This is a genomic window from Nostoc sp. DedQUE07 (assembly GCF_034530975.2).
Classification (GTDB): Bacteria; Cyanobacteriota; Cyanobacteriia; order Cyanobacteriales; family Nostocaceae; genus Nostoc.
Map to the genome: position 1 here is coordinate 43,742 of NZ_JAVRCC020000034.1, position 15,225 is coordinate 58,966.

The window sequence follows — 15,225 nt, forward strand, 5'->3', positions numbered from 1 at the left end:
TTAGTAATTGGGCATTGGATGAGACCTATTATCTGTTACCAAAAACAAAAAAGCCAACTGGAAACAGATTTTACTGTATTCATCCAGTTGACTATGGGGTGTGAACTACTGAATATTCAGTGTAGGTACTTTACTTAAAATACTTGAAGTTCTGAGGCCCTGTGTAACCAGAAACTTTCGCTAGTTCCTCTAAGTTTTGGACTCCGCTATAGCTTTTACCATTAACGATCCAAGTGGGGAAACCTTCAATTTTTGCAGCTTTACATACTTCTGGTTGAGCTTTGAGTCCATCGGGGGCGCACTCTACCTTAATGCCATTATTGATTATTTCCTCAGCTTCTTTACCAAAAAGTAGCTTTTGTTCGTGACAGTGAGGACACCAATAAGCACTGTATTCCTTTGCACCTACCTTTGCCAGATGGCTTGCTAAGGCTATTTCTGCCTCACCAGAAGTAGTGGTAACTTCCCAACCGAACGCTGGGTTGGGGTTTTCTTTGGGAGTAAAGGTAATTTTAGTGGGTTGTCCAGGAGTGGCAGGTGTCACACCTGATTGATTCACGCCAGCATAGACGCCTAAAGTACCAATCAGCGTTACCATCCCGACAATCAGGGCGGTAAACAAGATTTGTCCAATATCCTCCCAAGTCCGACCGATAATCGTTAGTACCAAAAGACTTACAGAGAACAAAGCTGAACCGATACAGTAAAGACAAATCGCTTTGATTTGAGATGTCAGCACATACATTAAGTAGCCGCTAAAGACAGACATAGCGATCGCACCTACCAGCAGCAGCCACCACGTCCAATTTTCCAATTGTTTGCGGTTATTGTTTTCCCCTGAGTTGAATACCAAGGGAGCCAAAGCCAATATCACCATACTGGTGTATGCCAAAAACCCAAACAAAGCTAATGGCTGTCCAAAAACCGTTGCCCAAGGACTGGAAAGCACATCATTACAGCCCTTAGCGCCAGCCTGTGCCACACAAGCGGCACTGCCTCCGGTTAACTTTTCTATAGTGAGATAACCTGTTATCAGGGCACCACATCCAGCGATCGCGGCAATCAATGGACGTGACCATTTATGAATCCAAGGAGTAGAACGGCGGCGAATCATAAATTGTTATTGGTTAATGGGCATTGGGGAGGCAGTTGCTCCACTTGGGGTCTCCTCAAGTGGAGCAACTGCTGTCATTGGGCATTGGGCATTGGGCAATTGAGTATTAATTATTTCTTCCCATGCCCCATTCCCCATGCCCCATGCCCCAATTAAGAATGTAACTTCACTTGTTCTGCTGATTTGCTTTCACCTTTGGAGTTCCAATTGCGACGGGCAACTTCCACAAATTGACTGACGCGAATTGGGTCAATTGGTTGCTCTATGCGTCCATGACGTTTTAGGGAACTGGAAACTATTACACCATCTGCTGCTTGCATCAATGTATCAATATTTTCCCAATTAGCCCCACTGCCGATGAACACTGGCGTGCCATTTGCTGCACCACAAGCTAGTTCCAAATCTTCTAAATTAGGAGGACTACCTGTAGCCCAACCAGATAAAATCACTCCGTCTGCTAAACCCCTTTCAATGGTGTCTTTCACGGCGACTGTGAGATTTGGAGAACTCAAAGGACGGGCGTGTTTCACCAACACATCGGCCAGGATTTTAACATCACAGCCCAACTCCCGTCGATAGCGGAGTAGTTGATGGGCTTCTCCCTCAATTAATCCCTGGTCGGTTGCCATCACCCCTGTGAGGACGTTGACGCGGATAAATTGCGCCTGTACGCAGCTAGCGATCGCTATTGCACTTTTGGCGTCATTTCGCAAAACATTTAAGCCTATAGGCAAAGTTACCAAATTTTGTATCCGCTGCACCACAATGGTCATGGCACTCACAACTACTGGATCGACTTGGTTTTTGGTAAACGGCGCGTCGAAAAAATTCTCGACAATCAGACCGTCAACCCCTCCACTTGCTAAGGCTGCGGCTTCTTGTTCGGCACGGTCAATGACCGCTTTTAGGCTACCTCCCCAACGGGGTGAGGTAGGCAGTGGTAGCAAGTGAACCACGCCAATAATTGGTGAGCGAGTTTTAAATATCTGATATAAGTCCACGTCTTTAATCCGCCTCGCACAGTCCAGAGTCCAGATTTTTTTGACTATTGAATGCCAGTTCAACACCACTCCCCTGAAGGTTGGGAACCTCTATATAAGGGTGGCTCTTCAACGGGGAAAACCCCACACGTGACTGGCTTTTCTTGACCCTTGACTCATGACTTTTCATTAACTAGTCAAATGTGTTTTATGATAGTCGGTTTATTGCCTCTTTCCTCAGATGGAAATTGGCGTGAAACCTCCCATAAGATATGTTAAGATAAAACCTGGCTACAAGAGGAGTTTGCCACTCACTAGACGCAAGGCAGCTTTCCGTGGTTTAGGCGTCTTGTCCGCGCACAGTCGTAGGACTTGCCAATCGCCAGGGTAGCATTACTGCTTTATAGGCGTAGTCGATTTCTCTGAGGGTAGCGACTTCTCACAACAAGCCCTTTGGGCGGCTTCCCGATGGGTAGGTTAACAACGCACACGCTGTGGTAATGTAAAATATCAATAGGCAAATTGTTAAAAAAGATTACAAGTGTCAAATGTACCCAAAGACACTTCAATTTACCCTGGGGAACAGATTGATAAAAGTATCATAACATGACCTCTATTTTTATTATTTGATAGGGTCATAAGTCTATGGACAGTTGCTGACAGTGAGAATCTGTTGTCGTACTGTTATTAGAAGGATAGCGATCCCAAACAAGCAAAATTAGCGCCAGAATGTTGACTACAAGAAAAAAATGAAGATATTTTCAAAATATGGGTGACAAGCCAACAATTGCCATTTCTCACCTGGGCTGCGAGAAAAATCGAATTGATACAGAACACATGTTGGGAATGCTCGTAGAAGCAGGCTACGGTGTAGATACAAATGAAGAATTAGCAGATTACGTTATTGTTAATACTTGTAGTTTTATTGAAGCGGCCCGGCAAGAATCTGTCAGAACTTTGGTAGAACTGGCAGAGGCAAACAAAAAGATCGTAATTACTGGCTGTATGGCGCAACACTTCCAAGAACAACTTTTGGAGGAGTTGCCTGAAGCAGTAGCCGTTGTGGGTACAGGCGATTATCACAAAATTGTAAATGTAATTGAGCGTGTTGAACTTGGCGAGCGGGTCAAACAGGTTAGTATTGAGCCAACCTACATCGCCGACGAAACTACACCTCGCTATCGCACGACAACGGAGGGCGTAGCTTACCTCCGAGTTGCGGAAGGATGTGATTATCGTTGTGCATTTTGTATAATTCCTCATCTTCGAGGAAACCAGCGATCGCGTACTATTGAATCTATCGTCGCCGAAGCGGAGCAATTAGTTAGTCAAGGGGTAAAGGAAATTATTTTAATTTCCCAAATCACTACTAATTATGGTCTAGATATTTACGGTCAGCCAAAATTAGCCGAATTACTTCGCGCTTTGGGGAAAGTAGATATACCGTGGATCAGAATGCACTACGCTTACCCCACGGGACTGACCCCAAATGTGATAGCGGCCATCCAAGAAACACCCAACGTCCTGCCTTATCTGGATTTGCCCTTGCAGCATTCTCATCCAGAGATTCTCCGCGCCATGAACCGCCCTTGGCAAGGGCGCGTAAATGATGGGATTATAGATCGCATCAAAACGGCGCTACCAACAGCCGTACTGCGGACAACATTTATTGTTGGTTTCCCAGGAGAAACAAGCGAGCATTTTGAGCATCTACTAGAGTTCGTCCAGCGGCATGAATTCGATCATGTTGGTGTCTTCACCTTTTCCTCTGAGGAAGGAACTCCAGCTTATAAGTTGCCAAATCAGTTGTCCCAAGAGGTGATGGATGATCGCCGATACCAACTGATGGAACTCCAGCAACCGATTTCTCAAAAGAAAAATCAACAGGAAGTAGGCAAAATAGTCGATGTCCTGATTGAGCAAGAAAATCCTGAAAGTGGTGAACTAATAGGTCGTTCAGGTAGATTTTCCCCAGAGGTTGATGGTCTGGTGTATGTCAAAGGCCAGGCAAAGTTAGGAACCATCGTGCCAATAGCGATTCACCACGCTGATACATACGACCTCTATGGTCAAGTAGTCAATAACTAAATTGTCTTTTGTCTTTTGTCCTTTGTCTTTTGTTAAATGACCCTTACAGATTTACCCTTATCCCAATATCGACGCTGCATTAATGGCAGTTTTAATGAGGGTTTACCTGAAATTCGGGGACTCACTCGTGGGCATAGCTTCTCCAAAAGTTGAGGCTTTGCTATCGCCCTTGGCTAACTAACTAGCCAATAACTTAATGACTAATGACTAATGACTAATGACCATTGTACAGACGCGATTAATCGCGTCTCTACTGACTAAATGACTAATCCAAAAATCCTTACATAAAATTTAGGACGAATTAATGACTCTTTCATTTCAAGAATTAGGCATTTCCCAAGAACGTGTCGAACAACTAGAAAAAATTGGTTTTACCGAACCAACCAACATTCAAGTGCAAGCAATTCCCCAATTGCTAGCCGGTCGTGATGTGGTAGGTCAATCTCAAACTGGAACAGGTAAAACGGCAGCATTTTCACTGCCAATTTTAGAACGGCTAGATATTAATCAAAGAGCCGTGCAAGCCATAGTTTTAACACCAACTCGTGAATTAGCGATGCAAGTTCACGATGCGATCGCGCAGTTCATCGGTAATGAAGGATTGCGGGTGTTAGCAATCTACGGTGGTCAATCAATCGACCGTCAAATGTTACAACTCAAACGTGGCGTTCACATGGTCGTGGGTACTCCCGGACGCGTGATCGATTTGCTCGATCGCGGCTGTTTAAAGCTCGATCAAGTCAAGTGGTTTGTATTGGATGAAGCTGATGAAATGTTGAGCATGGGCTTTATCGACGATGTAATCAAAATCCTCTCTCAAGCACCCGTAGAACGCCAAACAGCTTTATTCTCGGCAACAATGCCACCATCGATTCGGATGTTGGTGAACAAGTTCTTGCGATCGCCGGCGACAGTCACCGTTGAACAGCCAAAAGCCGCTCCCAACAAAATCAATCAAGTAGCTTACTTGATCCCTCGTCATTGGACAAAAGCCAAAGCTTTACAGCCGATTCTGGAAATGGAAGATCCAGAAACAGCTTTAATCTTTGTCCGCACCAGACGCACAGCCGCAGAACTCACCAGTCAGTTACAAGCAGCTGGTCACAGTGTCGATGAATACCACGGTGACTTGTCTCAGCAAGCACGAGAACGATTATTAAGCCGATTCCGTAACCGTCAAGTGCGCTGGGTGGTAGCAACTGATATCGCAGCGCGAGGATTAGATGTCGATCAACTTTCCCATGTGATCAACTACGACTTACCCGATAGCGTAGAAACCTACGTTCATCGCATTGGTCGTACTGGTCGTGCTGGTAAAGAAGGAACAGCAATTTCTTTAGTACAACCATTTGAGCGGCGCAAGCAGCAAACATTTGAACGTCATAATCGCCAAAGTTGGCAATTGCTGTCGATTCCCACACGCGCCCAGATTGAAGCAAGACACATTCTGAAATTGCAAGAACAGGTGCGAGAAGCTTTGATGGGTGAGCGTTTGGCTTCATTCTTGCCAATTGTTAGCGAACTAATTGAAGAATATGATGCTCAAGCGATCGCCGCAGCTGCACTGCAAATCGCTTACGATCAAACTCGTCCCGCTTGGTTGAGTTCAGACGTAGAAATTCCTCAAGAGGAAAGCTCAACTCCCAAACCAAGACTCGGTAAACGTCGCGAATCTTCTAGCGATCGCCCCCGTGCTGCGTGGAAATCAGATAGCAACAATGGTGAAGAAAGACATTCTTCTCCCAAGCCCAAACTGCGGACAAGTGGACAGGATTCTTCTGCATCTCCTAGTAAAAAGATAGGTTCACCTACAGCTAGGGAATCAGCTTCTTAGTCAAGAGTTAGAAGTTAATCAATTTTGGATTTTAGACTTTTCCTTTAATCCAAAATCAAAATCTAAAATTCGGCAAAGTTAAGAGTTGAGAGTTAAGAGTCAAGAGTTAAGATTTTGACTTTATACTCTTGACTTTTTGGCTTTTTTAGAGGGTTAAAAATACTACAGCCAAGGACGACTAACTTGTTCTAACTCTCTAATTTCATCCTCGTTCAATTTCCAGCCCAAAGCACCAGCATTCTGACGTACCTGTTCGGCTGTCTTCACCCCAGCAATGGGAATAACGTTTCCCTGAGCAATTAACCAGTTGAGAGCAACTTGGGCAGGAGTGCGATTGTATTTTTCTCCGAAATTGCGTAGCAAAGATATGACTGGGGCAATTTTTTGCAGACCTTCTTTCTTAAATCGTGGGTCTATTTTCCTTGCACCAGTGGGGGTTTCGGTACTATCAATACTATACTTCCCTGTGAGTAATCCTTGAGCCAAAGGACTGTAAGCCAAGATAGTCACACCCAACTCACGGGCAGTTGCGATAATACCTTTGCTTTCAACTTGGCGAGTGAGTAAAGAATAGCGCACTTGATTGACAGCCAAAGGTACTCCACGGGTTGCCAATATTTGATGCGCGTCTCGCATTTGCTCTGCTGAGTAATTACTCACACCGACTGCGGCAATTCTGCCTCGCTTCACTTCATCTGCTAGGGCATTCATCAAAGTTTCTTGGCTTAAAAAGAAGGCAAAAGGCCAATGCACTTGATACAGGGCGATTCGTTCAAGTTGTAGGCGTTTGAGACTGGCTGTTAAAGCATCAGAGACGGATTGGGCTGTAAATCGCCACGGTAGTGGGCCAAATTTTGTAGCGATTTGTACAGGTTGTTGTGTCTGTTGCAGAAATTGCCCCAAAAATTTCTCTGATAGTCCCATTCCGTAGATTTCGGCAGTGTCAAAGAAGGTAATACCAGCTTCTAAGGCTGCTGTAAATGCTTCTTGTAACTGTTCTGGGCCGTAGGCACTGCCATAATTCCAAAATAGTTTATCACCCCAAGCCCAAGTGCCTATGCACAAGGGTGTAACAACTGGGCCATTTTGCCCCAATGTGATGTTTTCCACAGTTGCAAAATTTAATTTATTTACATTTCTTTACTTTTATAGTGTATCGTTACAGGCAAGATTGGGTGCGATCGTCATCATTTGCCGCAATTCTTGTTGTGCGTAGGCGTAGCCCCTCGTAGGCATCGCAGTTTGCATCAAGATTTACAAATTACACTTGACAATATATCTATTCTCAGAATAGAGGGAGGCTAATAACCTCCCTTTTATAATAGTTGAGTGTATTTACTTGTATTTAAGAATTAGATGATTTATCCTGCTTGGCTTTTTTGATTAATTCCATGTAGACATTAATCTCACTAATTTCTACATCATGCTCAACTCTAGTTACTTTCCATTTCTCCTTTTTTAGGTAAACTTCCTCTCCTACTCTGGGAGTAAATTGGAGGTCATAAAACTTTTTTAGAAAATCTTTTTGATTTTCTTCCCATAATATTACTTTGACTACTTCTTTGCTCATTGCTTATGCCTTTTTGGTTACTAGATGAAGCTAAGTACTTTGATGACATATACACGGCAAGTTTATCTTACTAATTCAATTGAATAGCGTAGTTAAAACCACATTTTTACATTGATATTTTTATGTGCCTTGATTGCGTCTCTTTAAGTTAAAGATTTTTTATTTTTATAGCGTATCATCATTGTCTGATTCATCGCCTTATTAGCTGTGTCTGTATAATTCAGATACATATTGCTTACGGTCAAACTTGAATGGCCCTAGATTATATTGCCAGTCACGATGAAATTGATGAAGATCAGCCCACTCAACAGTTGATTCATTAAGTGTGATGCGAACCTGAATAAACCAGCACTCAATCACCCCACAGGTACAACCTAAAACAATTGCTTTGCCAGCTTGCAAATTATTTGATTCCAAGCTAAACCCATGATCCCAAGGTTCGCCAAGCAAATTGCGTGAAGGAAGTAAAATCATCGAAGGTGGTAAATACAAATAGTCTCCTGCTGGAAAGGCTAACTCATCAATATCTTCCCCCGCAGCACGCCGTTCCTTAATCTCCGCTTGAACAAATGGTTTTTCAATTAGACGCACTACTTCTATGAGCGGTTGATTATTGATATAAATCTCAGCCACACAAAGCCCCTTACCTAGCGTCCAGGGAGGGAATGAGCGATTGATTCGTATTTCAAAGCGATCAAAATTTTCCATATTAAAAACTTATTCCATCAACTATCATAAACAACAGTTGGCTGTCCTGTGATGGTTGCTAAACGATCGCTGATTGATGTCACAATTGCAAAAGCTGTTTGTTTTGTTATGATACCTGACTCGAAAACAACATGAATGCCATGCATTTCGTATGAAAACGATACTTCGCAGCCACAAACTTTAATTTGGCATACGTCCTGTCCCTCAATTATTTTTGAGCGATAGTCAAGCGGTTGATATATCTCGCAACCAGCGCTTTCAGGGAAGATAAACCATCCGCCAGCCTGCGGCTGGATATTAAATTCAAGCATATAGAACCTTATAGGGCTATAGATTATGCTTCAGTAAATTAATGATTACTGATGGTGTGTAGATTTAAGTAAATGTAAATTTAAAATGCTATTAGCTTAAGTAAGTGAATTAGCTCTTAAATTAAATTTAATCTTGAAAAAAACTTTCTACTTGTTGTCCAATCGGTTGATGTAGTTCCATCGCTAAAGATTTGTGAAGAAATTGTGCTAGAGCTTCTCGTTGCAAGGGAATATTTAACTCAGGAAATTCTTTTTTTATCCGAAATAAACAAATTGCCAAAAATGATGCTGTTGAGCGCACATCAATTCTTTTATCTTGAGTAATTGATAAAAGTTTATTAGCGAATTGTGTAATATTATGATATTTCATTTGATATGAAATACGCAGTAAATTTATAACTTGATATTCAGTGAGGTTTGGTTCATCTATTTTTACTAATAGATAATCAAATGCAGGTTTACCAAGCTTAATAATTTCATTAGCTACATGATCAGATAAACGTTTACTATGAAGCTGTTTGATTAGTTTTTCAAGGGTATTATCCATCTTTTAGGTTTCTGATACCGTTGGTGATTTTAGAGAATTTTCGAGAATACCCAACTTAAGAGATTGGTAGTTGTAAGTTTAGATTAGATTCAAACATTTTCCCATCTATTAGCTACACCTTTACTTCGCAATAAAAATACGAATAAGAGGCTCTTAAAACCTTTGAGATCGCTGAACTACGCCAAAAATTGATAAGAGGATGTTTGAAAAGTCCTCTTATCGGTATCAAAAGTTTTAGATCCCCCTAAATCCCCCTTAAAAAGGGGGACTTTGATTCCGGTTCCCCCCTTTTTAAGGGGGGTTAGGGGGGATCAACAAGTGCCTAAAATCACAGCCAAAGACTTTTCAAACAACCTCTAAGCTCGACTTTATCCAAAATTAAGAACTTGCTTATTTTGATACGGCAAAAACCCTAGCTTTTTGGCAAAAACTTTTTCCATGTCACTGATTATCGGTTAAATCTAAAAAGTAAAACTACCGTCCCACAAAGGTTTCAGTGTCAGGTTTTGGGTTTCGTAAAAATGGATAAAGTCGAGCTAAGAAATACAGTGCTAAAGTTTCTTACTTTAGTCATTTTTCAAGCTTTTTTACGATTTGCTACTTTGAGGCGATCGCTCTGGAAACCATAAAAGGGCAATTGAGGATTTTAATCAAGCTCTTGTCATTTTGTAAAAATATAACAATAGACATGAAATGTCCATTCTATGTGTTTTGCTGTGCGGCAAGCTGGACAGCTTCTATATCAACATTGAGGTGTTGAGCAATCTGCTCCACACTCATCCCTGTTTTTAGTAGCAGAGGCACAGTAAGTTTCAACATTTCAGCTTCCCGTTCTTCTCGACCTTCTTCTCGACCTTCTTCTCGACCTTCTTCTCGACCCTCAGCTTTCGCTTCCTGATAAACCCTTGTTTGCTCTAAAGTCAATCCCAGCATAGCTTCAACTTCCTCTCTACTCAAGGTCGAAAACTTATAAACGGCGATTGTGGTTATGATATTGAGTATTTCGTTTTGCGGCAGTGTGTCCGTTTCCTCTAATTTTACCCGCTCAATCAATTGCTTTGCCTGCTCTGCCATCACTTCATCCGATGCTAGAGTCAACTGCATCAAGTTGATGCCTATTGGCTGCTGATTAGTCGCGCCTAACTCATCTAAATAGATTCGCTGCACTTGGTCGCTATTGAGAAATATTCGATGAGTTTTTTGATCGCTTGGTTCCAAAGAGCGTGATGAAAAAATTACCACACAGAACCAGTCATCATACTGAAAACGATTCCGGTTCAGGTACATCAGCGACTCGGTAAAGAACCGATGGTAAAGAGCTTCATCTCTTTGGAATTGAACTTCAGCAAAAAAGATAACTCTGGATGTTGCATCCTCTGGAGGTAAAAAAACACCATCGATGCGGAAAGCCGTTTCTTTGACTTCAAGTGATTCAAATCGATAGTTTTGTGCTTGAGGAGGAGGGACATCAATCAGTTCAAAGAGTAACCCAGGAAAGCGCTTAAAAATTTGATAGTAAATTGAGTCTCGTTTCACTATTTCATCCTAAAATTCTCTGGTTATGCGTAGGCGTAGCCCGTCGTAGACATCGCACATTACAACCAAGTCCTAAAAATTAATCGTAACTTGGCTGAAGCCTACGCTAATCAAGGTGTATAATCGCTTGCCAAATCGCAACTTCAACTTTTCGTTCGCTGATTTGGAGTGAGTAGGGTTTATCTTTATTTAAAGAGAGAAATTAAATCCTATAAAGCATACGAAAAAGTAGCTATGGCAAGCGGTGAAGTATTTGATACCAAAACCAAATCCCTATCTGTGCCAAGGGTAAACCTGCTGACCATGTTCCGCCTGGGTTTATTTCAAATGGGGTTGAGCATGATGTCCATCTTGACTCTAGGCGTACTCAACAGAGTCATGATTCAAGAAATAGCAATTCCGGCGACGCTGGTATCGGTAGTTCTAGCACTGCCTTTATTTGTTGCTCCTTCGCGTGTCTGGTTCGGACAGATTTCCGATGCCAAGCCGTTATGGGGATACCACCGTACAGCTTATGTTTGGGTGGGCGCGGCAATATTTGCGATCGCAGCATTTTTAGCTATACAAGTGATATGGCAGCTTAATATTGCTGGAAATAATGCAGGTACTTGGGTATGGACAACCCAAACAATTGGCTGGACAGGTCTTTTGGCTTTAGTTTTTGCTGTATACGGTCTAGGAATTTGTGCTAGCGGTACTGCTTTTGCTGCTTTGTTGGTGGATATATCTGAAGAAGATAACCGTTCCAAAGTAGTCGGTGTGGTTTGGTCGATGCTAATGGTGGGGATTATTGTTGGGGCGATTATTAGTGCCAGCTTGCTGAAACAGTTAACCCCAGAAGCAACTGTAGAAACTTTGCAGCCAGCAATCAACCGATTGTTTACTATCGTCCCAGCAATTGTATTTGGTTTAGCGATCGCAGCGACATTTGGCGTAGAAAAAAAATACTCTCAATACTCAACCCGTTCTACATTGGTGAATCGGGAAGATAGCATCACTCTAGGCAATGCTTGGAAAATTTTGACAGCTAGTCCACAAACAGGTATATTTTTCACCTTTTTATTGGTGATGACTATCAGTTTGTTTATGCAAGACCCGATTTTAGAACCTTATGCGGGTCAAGTATTTAAAATGCCCCTAGCGGAAAGTACCAAATTAAATATTTTTTATGGAACAGGTCTATTGATTGCTTATGGCGTTACGGGCTTTTATATTATCCCGCGTTTGGGTAAGCGCAGAACTGCACGTTTTGGCTGTATGTTGGTAGCATTCTGTGCAATATTGCTAGGTATCTCAGGATTCACAGCTAATGCAGCAGTTCTTAAACTAAGTTTGGTCTTGTTCGGTTTAGCCACAGGTTTCTTAACTACAGCCGCAATTAGCTTGATGTTGGATCTCACAGCAGCAGAAGCCGCAGGTACGTTTATTGGAGCATGGGGATTAGCGCAGTCCATCTCTAGAGGAATCGCCGTGGTAATTGGAGGTACAGTTTTGGATATTGGACGCAAGCTGTTACCTAGCGCAGAGTTAGCTTATGGACTGGTATTTGTTCTAGAAGCGGTAGGAATGGTGCTGTCGATTTGGTTTCTGAATCGGGTGAACATCACAGAATTTCAAACAAGTACCAAGCAAGCGATCGCTTCAGTTTTAGAAAGCGATTTAGATTAAACTGTATAGGGCATGGGGCATGGGGCATGGGGCATTGGGCATTGGGCATGGGACAAATGACCAATACTTCGGCTTCTCTACGAGACGCTATGCGTTAGCGGAGCTTTCGCTTTAGCGATACGCTCAGTACAAATGACAAATGACTAATAACCAATGAATGATTTTTGGACAACAATTCTTGATTTTGCCCAAACTACCACTACCAGAGTGGGCAAGCAACTAATGCAAGATTTTGGGCAAGTACAGGCTGACCAAAAAGCTGATGGTAGTTTGGTGACGCAAGCAGATAAATGGGCAGATCGGGAAATTCGGGATGCGATCGCTTCTACTTTCCTTGGCTACGGCATTTTGAGCGAAGAGAGCGATCAGTCATTTCCCGGTACTGAGTGGTGCTGGGTAATCGATCCTCTTGATGGTACAACGAACTTCACACGCGGCATTCCCATCTGGACAATATCTCTGGGTTTGCTGTATCGAGGTACGCCCATTTTTGGGTATATTTACGCCCCAACTCTGAATCAAGCTTTTCATGGGTTTTGGGCAGGTTCATCTGGGTTAACACCCCCAATAGGAGCATTTCTCAACAACCACCCCATCCACACCAGTGTAGATAGTCCTAGCAATAATCACTTTTTTAACCTCTGTTCTCGTAGTACCGCAGTTATCAAAAATGGCTTTCCCTGCAAAATTCGGATGTTGGGTGTAGCTAGCTATAACTTTTTGACAGTTGCTACTGGGGCTACTCTCGGTGGGATTGAGGCGACACCAAAAGTTTGGGACTTAGCCGGGGCTTGGGTAATTGTCCAAGCTGCTGGTGGAGTCTGGGCTTCGCTGAAGTCAGAACCGTTTCCATTGTCACCGGGAGAAGATTATAGCGATCGCTCTTTTCCCACCCTTGTGGTTAGTCGTGCCGAATTAATTCCGGTATTTCAACCTTTTCTCGAAGGCGTAAAAATTTAATTTGCAAGTTTATACCTTAAGGAAGCGCTTTTGTCAATCAGCCTCTCGGAGTATTGCATAAGCGATATTAAACTTAACAAAACCCAAGTCAAACAAAGAATTGAGTATAAATAAAGCTAGTAATAATCCTGATTTAAGTGCAAAACCAGTGTAGTTATTAATTTAAGTATAATTGTGACTTTCATCACACTGGTTAATTTAGTATAAAAAATTTTATGTTGTCTAATCTAGATTTAATTCGAGAGTTTGTACAAAACTCTATTCAAAAAAAAGACGTTTTGTTGTCAAATCCTGTTTTGACAGCGCAAACAGTGTATAAAATAAACCAACTAACAGCAAAATCTGAAGGCGTAATTGCCACTGCTCAACTATCAAATACCCTATCTGAATTCTCGATTTCTCCAAAATCAACCCAGTGGGAATTGATAAATCAGGCATTAGCAGAATATAGTTATATTCTCAAAGGAGAAGTAGATAGTCGGGGTTTCTATCAGTATCAATACTGCGAAGTTCCCAAAGGCTATCAGATGAATTGTACTAAATGTGTCATTCTATGGCGGGCCTGGTGGAAATATTGCAAACATAGTTCAAGACCAGGGATTCCGTTGGAACTTCTGATTAGAACACGAGATTCATGGTACCCAATTAGAGATTTAATTATCAGTGACGGACTTCTTTATATCAAAACCTTGGGAAGTGAGATTGCACTTGGCTCAGACGATTTAGTTACTTGGTTAAGCAAAGTTGATGTAACCAAAATTAAAGAAATACCTTCTACAGAGACATAGGTGTGGGTATGGGGTTACGGATGTATACCCCTATATTTATTTGCAAACATTTTTCAAAGTGATATTGACAACATAATTAGGCAAAGGACGTGAAGAGAAATGAAAGGACTTTGGCTCGAAAATAAGCAGTTGCAATTACGCACAGATATTCCGGTTCCTGAGCCGCCACAGGGAGAAGCCTTAGTACGCGTCTTGCGTGCAGGTATCTGTAATACCGATCTGGAACTACTTAGAGGCTACTATCCCTACACTGGTATTTTAGGGCATGAATTTGTCGGCATTGTCGAACAAGGGCCAGAACACTTAGTTAACCAACGCGTAGTTGGAGAAATCAATGCTGTATGTGGGCATTGTCGGTTTTGTCGTAGCGGACAACCAACTCATTGCGAAAATCGTACAGTTTTGGGTATTGTCAATCGCAACGGTGCCTTTAGTGAATATCTTTGTTTGCCGGTAGAGAACCTGCATTTAGTACCCGATAATGTGCCAACAGAAGTAGCAACATTTACTGAACCTGTAGCAGCAGCTTTGGAAATTCAGCAGCAAGTGCCATTGCATCCAAACCATCGGGTGCTAGTAGTTGGAGATGGCAAACTAGGGCAATTAGTAGCTCAGACACTAGCTCTAACTGGCTGTGAACTTGTAGCTGTGGGGCGTCATCGAGAAAAACTGGCTAACTTAGAAGCACGGGGAATAAAAACGAGTCTAGCTGATGATATTACAGATGGATATTTCGATATCTCAGTAGAATGCACTGGCAATCCAGAAGGATTTGCGATCGCCCGCCGCGCTCTCCGTCCCCGTGGTACACTTGTACTGAAAAGTACTTATGCTGGCAACCTCAGCCTAGATGCTTCTTCCTTAGTAGTAGATGAAATCACCCTCATCGGCTCCCGTTGTGGCCCTTTTACCCCAGCCCTCCAGCTACTAGCCACAGGACAAGTTGATGTGCAACCCCTGATTCATGCCACCTACCCTCTCATTGAAGGGCTTGCAGCTTTTGAACACGCCCAGAGTCGGGGTGTTTTAAAGATATTGTTAGAGATTAGTTAATTGTCATTGGGTATCGGGCATTGGGCATTAGGAATGCTGAGTGCTGAGTTAGGAGTTAAGAGTTAAGA

The 15,225-nt window shown here is 42.5% G+C and carries 14 protein-coding genes; 6 read left to right on the forward strand and 8 right to left on the reverse strand.

All coding sequences use genetic code 11. The features are described 5' to 3' along the window. Window positions 1-130: 130 nt before the first annotated feature. Together RMZ95_RS23115 and btpA are read right to left on the reverse strand one after the other, a co-directional pair. A complete protein-coding gene (locus RMZ95_RS23115) occupies window positions 131-1,114 on the reverse strand; it encodes a vitamin K epoxide reductase family protein (protein WP_322685143.1) in 984 nt (327 codons plus the stop codon). 152 nt (window positions 1,115-1,266) lie between these two features. Then, window positions 1,267-2,115, reverse strand: coding sequence for a photosystem I biogenesis protein BtpA (gene btpA / locus RMZ95_RS23120; RefSeq protein ID WP_322670041.1), 849 nt, complete (start codon window positions 2,113-2,115; stop codon window positions 1,267-1,269). A 747-nt stretch (window positions 2,116-2,862) separates the two neighbouring features. Here btpA and rimO point away from each other — a divergent pair. Both rimO and RMZ95_RS23130 read left to right on the forward strand, forming a co-directional pair. Then, on the forward strand, window positions 2,863-4,182 hold the full coding sequence (gene rimO, locus RMZ95_RS23125) for a 30S ribosomal protein S12 methylthiotransferase RimO (protein WP_322685144.1): 1,320 nt from the start codon (window positions 2,863-2,865) through the stop codon (window positions 4,180-4,182). A 304-nt stretch (window positions 4,183-4,486) separates the two neighbouring features. Continuing rightward, window positions 4,487-6,016, forward strand: coding sequence for a DEAD/DEAH box helicase (locus RMZ95_RS23130; RefSeq protein ID WP_322669898.1), 1,530 nt, complete (start codon window positions 4,487-4,489; stop codon window positions 6,014-6,016). A gap of 162 nt (window positions 6,017-6,178) precedes the next feature. On the opposite strand, the gene RMZ95_RS23135 is transcribed toward RMZ95_RS23130, so the two are convergent. From RMZ95_RS23135 to RMZ95_RS23160, 6 genes are all read right to left on the reverse strand, one after another. Then, window positions 6,179-7,126: an aldo/keto reductase gene (locus RMZ95_RS23135; protein ID WP_322685145.1), complete on the reverse strand. Its 948-nt coding sequence runs from the start codon at window positions 7,124-7,126 to the stop codon at window positions 6,179-6,181. Between the two features lie 235 nt (window positions 7,127-7,361). Then, window positions 7,362-7,586, reverse strand: coding sequence for a hypothetical protein (locus RMZ95_RS23140; protein WP_322669896.1), 225 nt, complete (start codon window positions 7,584-7,586; stop codon window positions 7,362-7,364). A 201-nt stretch (window positions 7,587-7,787) separates the two neighbouring features. Beyond that, window positions 7,788-8,294, reverse strand: coding sequence for a hypothetical protein (locus RMZ95_RS23145; RefSeq protein WP_322685146.1), 507 nt, complete (start codon window positions 8,292-8,294; stop codon window positions 7,788-7,790). A 17-nt stretch (window positions 8,295-8,311) separates the two neighbouring features. Next, on the reverse strand, window positions 8,312-8,605 hold the full coding sequence (locus RMZ95_RS23150; RefSeq protein ID WP_322685147.1) for a hypothetical protein: 294 nt from the start codon (window positions 8,603-8,605) through the stop codon (window positions 8,312-8,314). A gap of 127 nt (window positions 8,606-8,732) precedes the next feature. Next, the gene (locus tag RMZ95_RS23155) at window positions 8,733-9,152 is read right to left on the reverse strand and encodes a hypothetical protein (protein WP_322685148.1); all 420 of its coding nucleotides are present in this window, start codon (window positions 9,150-9,152) and stop codon (window positions 8,733-8,735) included. Between the two features lie 702 nt (window positions 9,153-9,854). Beyond that, complete coding sequence (locus RMZ95_RS23160; RefSeq protein ID WP_409883520.1) at window positions 9,855-10,688, reverse strand: Rpn family recombination-promoting nuclease/putative transposase; 834 nt, start codon at window positions 10,686-10,688, stop codon at window positions 9,855-9,857. A gap of 234 nt (window positions 10,689-10,922) precedes the next feature. Between RMZ95_RS23160 and RMZ95_RS23165 the strand changes: the two genes are divergently transcribed. The 4 genes from RMZ95_RS23165 to RMZ95_RS23180 all read left to right on the forward strand — a co-directional run bounded on the left by RMZ95_RS23165 (window position 10,923) and on the right by RMZ95_RS23180 (window position 15,157). After that, window positions 10,923-12,356 carry a BCD family MFS transporter gene (locus RMZ95_RS23165; protein ID WP_322669892.1) on the forward strand — a complete coding sequence of 478 codons (1,434 nt, stop codon included), beginning with the start codon at window positions 10,923-10,925 and terminating at the stop codon, window positions 12,354-12,356. A gap of 153 nt (window positions 12,357-12,509) precedes the next feature. Further along, the gene (locus RMZ95_RS23170; RefSeq protein WP_322669891.1) at window positions 12,510-13,316 is read left to right on the forward strand and encodes an inositol monophosphatase family protein; all 807 of its coding nucleotides are present in this window, start codon (window positions 12,510-12,512) and stop codon (window positions 13,314-13,316) included. Window positions 13,317-13,531: 215 nt separating this feature from the next. Next, window positions 13,532-14,104: a hypothetical protein gene (locus tag RMZ95_RS23175; protein ID WP_322669890.1), complete on the forward strand. Its 573-nt coding sequence runs from the start codon at window positions 13,532-13,534 to the stop codon at window positions 14,102-14,104. A gap of 99 nt (window positions 14,105-14,203) precedes the next feature. Beyond that, window positions 14,204-15,157 (forward strand): MDR/zinc-dependent alcohol dehydrogenase-like family protein, encoded by a 954-nt coding sequence (locus tag RMZ95_RS23180; protein WP_322683883.1) that lies wholly within the window; start codon window positions 14,204-14,206, stop codon window positions 15,155-15,157. The last annotated feature ends 68 nt before the right edge of the window (window positions 15,158-15,225 follow it).